Origin of the sequence: Stenotrophomonas sp. 3diitr2024 (assembly GCF_042136455.1) — a bacterium.
Classification (GTDB): domain Bacteria; phylum Pseudomonadota; class Gammaproteobacteria; order Xanthomonadales; family Xanthomonadaceae; genus Stenotrophomonas; species Stenotrophomonas sepilia.
In genome coordinates this window covers 1-4,844 of sequence record NZ_JBHHMJ010000790.1, presented here as the reverse complement: position 1 = coordinate 4,844, position 4,844 = coordinate 1, and the positions used below count along the sequence as shown (strand labels likewise).

Below are 4,844 nucleotides of genomic sequence, written 5' to 3'. Positions count from 1 at the left end.
CAGATCCCTTTCCCTGGGGGGAAAGGGATCTGACCCCAAGGGCGCGCGGGAACCGCCGGTGTTACCAGCCTTCCAGCACGATCTTGCCCTTGGCACGCTGGCTTTCCAGCAGCGCGTGGGCGCGCCGCAGGTTGGCCGCGTCGATGCGCCCGAAGTGCTCGCCCAGGGTGGTGTGCAGCACGCCCGTGTCGATCAGCTCGGCCACACGGTTCAACAGGTCATGCTGGCGCTGCATGTCCGCAGTGCGGTACAGCGGCCGGGTGAACATCGACTCCCAGTGCAGTGACAACGCCTTGCGCTTGAGCGCCATCACGTCCACCTGGCCAGGATCATCGATCAGCCCCAGTTGGCCCTGCGGTGCCAGCAGTTCCACGATCTGCGCGTAGTACTGGTCGGAGTGGGTCAGGCTGGCGACATGCTGCACCTCGCTGATGCCGAGCCGCGCCAGTCCCTCGGCCAGCGGCAGGCTGTGGTCGATCACGTGGTGTGCCCCCATTGCGTACGCCCAGTCCTGGGTATCGGGGCGCGAGGCGGTGCCGATCACGGTCAGCCTAGTCAGCTTCCGTGCCAGCTGCACCAGGATCGAACCGACACCACCGGCAGCACCGATCACCAGCAGGGTCTGGCCTTCGCCACCACCCTCCGGGATGCGCAGGCGGTCGAACAGCAGCTCCCAGGCGGTGATTGCAGTCAGTGGCAACGCTGCGGCGGCGGCATCGTCGAGACTGGCCGGCTTGCGGCCTACGCTGCGCTCATCCACCAGCTGGTACTGCGCATTGCTGCCTGGGCGGTCGATGACGCCGGCGTAGTAGACCGCGTCGCCGGGCTGGAACAGGGTCACCTCGCTGCCCACCGCGTCGACGATGCCGACCGCATCCCAGCCCAGCACGCGCGGGCCATCGGTGGCCACGCCGCGGCGGACCTTGGTGTCGACCGGGTTCACCGCCACCGCGCGTACCGCCACCCGCAGATCACGCGGGCCGGGCTGCGGCAGTTCCAGTTCAATATCGATCAGGGCCTGGGCATCATCGATCGGCAGGCCGGCTTGGGTGTAGGCAATGGCGCGCATGGCAGCGGTCCAGTGGGGAAGGAGGCGACAGGTTGCGCCGCACGCGGTCCCTCGGAAAGGCGCAGAATCGGGCAGCACTTTCACTCTGGCGATGAAGATGATCCGCTTCGACGATCTGCAGCTGTTCGTCCGTACTGCCGCACTGGGCAGCTTCTCGCAGGCGGCCCGCGAAGCCGACCTGCTGCCGGGGCAGGTTGCTGCGGCGGTGGCGCGGCTGGAACGCGAGCTGGACCTGCGACTGTTCGTGCGCACCACGCGCAGCCTGCGCCTGACCGGCGAGGGGGCGCTGTACCTGCCGTATGCGCAGGAGGTGCTGGCCACCCTGCGCGAGGGCCAGGCGCGCGTGCAGGGCGAAGACGCCGAACTGCACGGCACCCTGCAGCTGTCGGCGCCGTCGGACTTCGGTCGAAATCTGCTGCTGCCCTGGCTGAGCGCTTTTCGCGCCGCGCACCCCCAGCTGCGCCTGCACCTGCGCCTGTCCGACGAAGTGGCCGACGTGTTCCGCGACCCGGTCGACGTGGCCATCCGCATCGGCCACTTCGACGACGCCAACTACGTCGCCCTGCCCCTGCTGGAAGGCAATCGGCGCATACTCGCGGCGTCGCCCGACTATCTGCAGCGGCGCGGCATGCCCACGCGCCTGGACGATCTGCGCGAGCATGATTGCCTGGTCTACCAGCTCAATGGCCGCGCCTATGATCGCTGGTCGTTCGAGGTCGACGGGCGCCGCAGCGTGATTCCGGTGCGCGGCCCGTTGGTCTGCGATGACGCCGATGTGGTGCGGCGCTGGGCGGTGGCCGGCGAAGGCATCACCTACAAATCCTGGCTGGACCTGCGCGAGGATGTGCTTGCAGGGCGCCTGCAGCTGCTGCTCGATGGCATCGGCAGCCACATACCGTTGCAACTGGTCTGCCCGCACCGCAAGCAGTTCTCGCCGGCGGTGCGGCAGCTGCACGCGCAGCTGCGCCAGCACCTGCAACCTCTGCTGTCTGGCATGCCCGAAGATCCTGCCGGCCCCCTGTCGCCAGCCCCGGCGCTGGCCGACAATGACGGCCCCCCGTAAGAGAGAACACCGCCATGCCGTGGATGGGCATCCAGGACCTGTGGACGTTTCTGGTCGCCGTGCTGGTGTTTCTCGCTCTGCCCGGTCCCGGTACCTTCACCCTGCTGACCGCCACCGGCCGTGGCGGTGTGCGCGGCGGCTACACCGCTTTGGCCGGCCTGCTGGTCGGCGACCAGATCCTGATGTGGCTGGCGCTGGCCGGCGTGGCCGCGTTGCTCAAGGCCAACCCGCTGGTGTTCCACGCCGTGCAGTACCTGGGTGCGGCCTACCTGGTGTGGGTCGGCATCGGCCTGCTGCGCACACCGAAGCACGAGGGCGGTGATGCCGGCCCGATCCGCATGCAGCCGGGCCGCTACTTCCAGCAGGCGATCCTGGTCAGCCTGCTCAACCCGAAGGCGATCCTGTTCTACATGGCCTTCCTGCCGTTGTTCATCGATCCCAAGGCACACCAGGGCATCGCCACCTTCGCGGCGCTGGCCGGCATCATCCTGGTGGTCAGCATCGCCTACTGCTCGATGCTGATCGGCGCGGGCAACCTGGCCCGTCGCCGGCTGATCCAGCACCCGCGGATCAGCGACGCGCTGCGCCGCGTGGCCGGCCTGTTCCTGGTGGGGTTTGGCATCCGGTTGGGGCTGAACGGATGAACGGGCGGCTGCCGCTGCTCGGCCTGGCTCTGCTGTTCGCCGGCACCGCCTCTGGCGCCACCGTACAGGACCATCGCTGCCTGACCGGCGGTCGCAACGGCAGCATCCACCTGGAATGGCGCTGGCTGGAGGACGGACAGTCCGACGTGCGCTACGCCGGCCAGCGCAAGCGCCTGCCCCTGCGCCGGATCTCGATGCAAAGCACGGTGCTGGCCGAAGATCGCCCGTACCAGTTCGACAGCGTCTGGGAAGAGCGCATCGATGGCCGCCTCAACGGCCGCTACCTGTTGAGTACCCAGGGCGCGCTGGTGCTGGACCTGCGCTATGAGCGTGCCCGTGACGGGCGCAGGAGCTCTTTTCACGACGACGTCGAGGCCTGGCAGGAAGACGGCTGCCACTGGCCCGCCATGCCCTGACGTCGCCCGGCGCGGGGGTCCGGCCTGCTTTATGCCGATTCCGGCAGCCTGATCGCGGTGCAGCGCGCGGCGCGTCGGGTATGACCCGCGTCAGTGGTAATGCTGCGCTGCGTTCGGTCACACTCGGGAACTTGTCGTTCTTAGTCACCCCTTCCGAGGCCTGCATGTCCCTGTTCCGGCGCAAGTCCCTAGATTCCGTCACCGTCCACGAAGCCGGCAGGCGTCTGATCCCGACGCTCAGCTGGCCGCACCTGATCGCGCTGGGCATCGGTGCCATCGTCGGTACCGGCATCTACACGCTGATCGGCGTGGGTGCCAACCTGGCCGGCCCGGCCGTGCTGATCTCCTTCGCCATCGCCGGTGCGGTCTGCGCCTGTGCGGCGCTGTCCTACGCTGAGCTGTCGACGATGATGCCGGCCGCCGGCAGTGCCTACACCTACAGCTACAGCGCGCTGGGCGAGGTGTTTGCCTGGGTGGTGGGCTGGAGCCTGATCCTGGAGTACTCGCTGGTGGTGAGTACGGTGGCGGTGGGCTGGTCCGGCTACTTCGTCGGCTTCCTCGAATGGGTCCACACCCAGTTCGGCTGGAACGTACACCTGCCGGCCTGGCTGGCCGCCGGCCCGCACGTGGAAGGCGGAATGATCAACCTGCCGGCGATCATCATCACCTGGCTGGTGGCCGGCATGCTGATGGCCGGCACCAAGGAAAGCGCCACGCTCAATGCGATCCTGGTGGTGTTCAAGCTGATCGCGCTGGCGATCTTCGTCGCCGTGGCCCTGCCCGCCTTCGACAGCGCCAATCTGCAGCCGTTCATGCCGTACGGCTTTGCCAAGTCGATGGGCCCCGATGGCGTCGAGCACGGCGTGATGGCGGCGGCAGCCATCATCTTCTTCGCCTTCTACGGCTTCGATGCGATCTCCACCGCCGCCGAGGAGACCAAGAACCCGGGCCGCGACCTGTCGATCGGCATCATCGGTTCGATGATCGGCTGCACCATCGTCTACGTGCTGGTGGCGCTGGCGGCCGTCGGTGCGATGAGCTACGCGGTGTTCGGCCACAGCGCCGAGCCGCTGGCGCTGATCATGCGCCAGCTGGGCCATCCGACCGCGGCAATGGTGATCGGCGTGATCGCGATCATCGCCCTGCCGACCGTGCTGCTGGCCTTCCTGTACGGCCAGAGCCGCATCTTCTTTGTGATGAGCCGCGATGGCCTGCTGCCGCGTGGCCTGTCCAAGGTCAACGCACGTACCGGCACGCCGGTGGCGACCACGTTGTTCACTGCGGTGGTGGTGTCGGCCCTGGCCGGCGTGGCGCGCCTGGACGAGATCGCCGCACTGGCCAATGCCGGTACCCTGGCCGCGTTCACTGCGGTGGGCATCTGTCTGGTGGTGCTGCGCCTGCGCGAGCCGAACCGCGAGCGCACCTTCCGCACGCCGGTGGCTTTCGTGGTCGGCCCGCTGGCCGCACTGGGCTGCATCTACCTGTTCATCAGCCTGCCGCACACCACTCAGCTGTACTTCCTGCTGTGGAACGTGGCCGGCCTGGTGTTGTACTTCCTGTACAGCCGCCGCCACGCACTGATCGCGAAGTAAACGGATCACCGGTAGTGCCGGCCGCTGGCCGGCAACCCGCATCCTCTTGACAGGGGCAAT

The 4,844-nt window shown here is 67.9% G+C and carries 5 protein-coding genes; 4 read left to right on the top strand and 1 reads right to left on the bottom strand.

All coding sequences use genetic code 11. From position 1 onward, the window contains the following. Positions 1-61 precede the first annotated feature (61 nt). A complete protein-coding gene (locus tag ABGA94_RS20925; protein WP_049417166.1) occupies positions 62-1,069 on the bottom strand; it encodes a zinc-binding alcohol dehydrogenase family protein in 1,008 nt (335 codons plus the stop codon). A gap of 91 nt (positions 1,070-1,160) precedes the next feature. Here ABGA94_RS20925 and ABGA94_RS20920 point away from each other — a divergent pair, with 91 nt between their 5' ends. The 4 genes from ABGA94_RS20920 to ABGA94_RS20905 all read left to right on the top strand — a co-directional run bounded on the left by ABGA94_RS20920 (position 1,161) and on the right by ABGA94_RS20905 (position 4,784). Continuing rightward, complete coding sequence (locus tag ABGA94_RS20920) at positions 1,161-2,132, top strand: LysR family transcriptional regulator (protein WP_375368017.1); 972 nt, start codon at positions 1,161-1,163, stop codon at positions 2,130-2,132. Between the two features lie 14 nt (positions 2,133-2,146). Next, positions 2,147-2,776, top strand: coding sequence for a leucine efflux protein LeuE (leuE, locus tag ABGA94_RS20915; RefSeq protein ID WP_111126918.1), 630 nt, complete (start codon positions 2,147-2,149; stop codon positions 2,774-2,776). Then, entirely contained in the window at positions 2,773-3,192 is a 420-nt protein-coding gene (locus ABGA94_RS20910) for a hypothetical protein (RefSeq protein WP_053496733.1), read from the top strand. The genes leuE and ABGA94_RS20910 overlap by 4 nt, the downstream gene beginning before the upstream one ends. A 164-nt stretch (positions 3,193-3,356) precedes the next feature. Further along, positions 3,357-4,784 carry an amino acid permease gene (locus ABGA94_RS20905; RefSeq protein WP_164229739.1) on the top strand — a complete coding sequence of 476 codons (1,428 nt, stop codon included), beginning with the start codon at positions 3,357-3,359 and terminating at the stop codon, positions 4,782-4,784. Positions 4,785-4,844 lie beyond the last annotated feature (60 nt).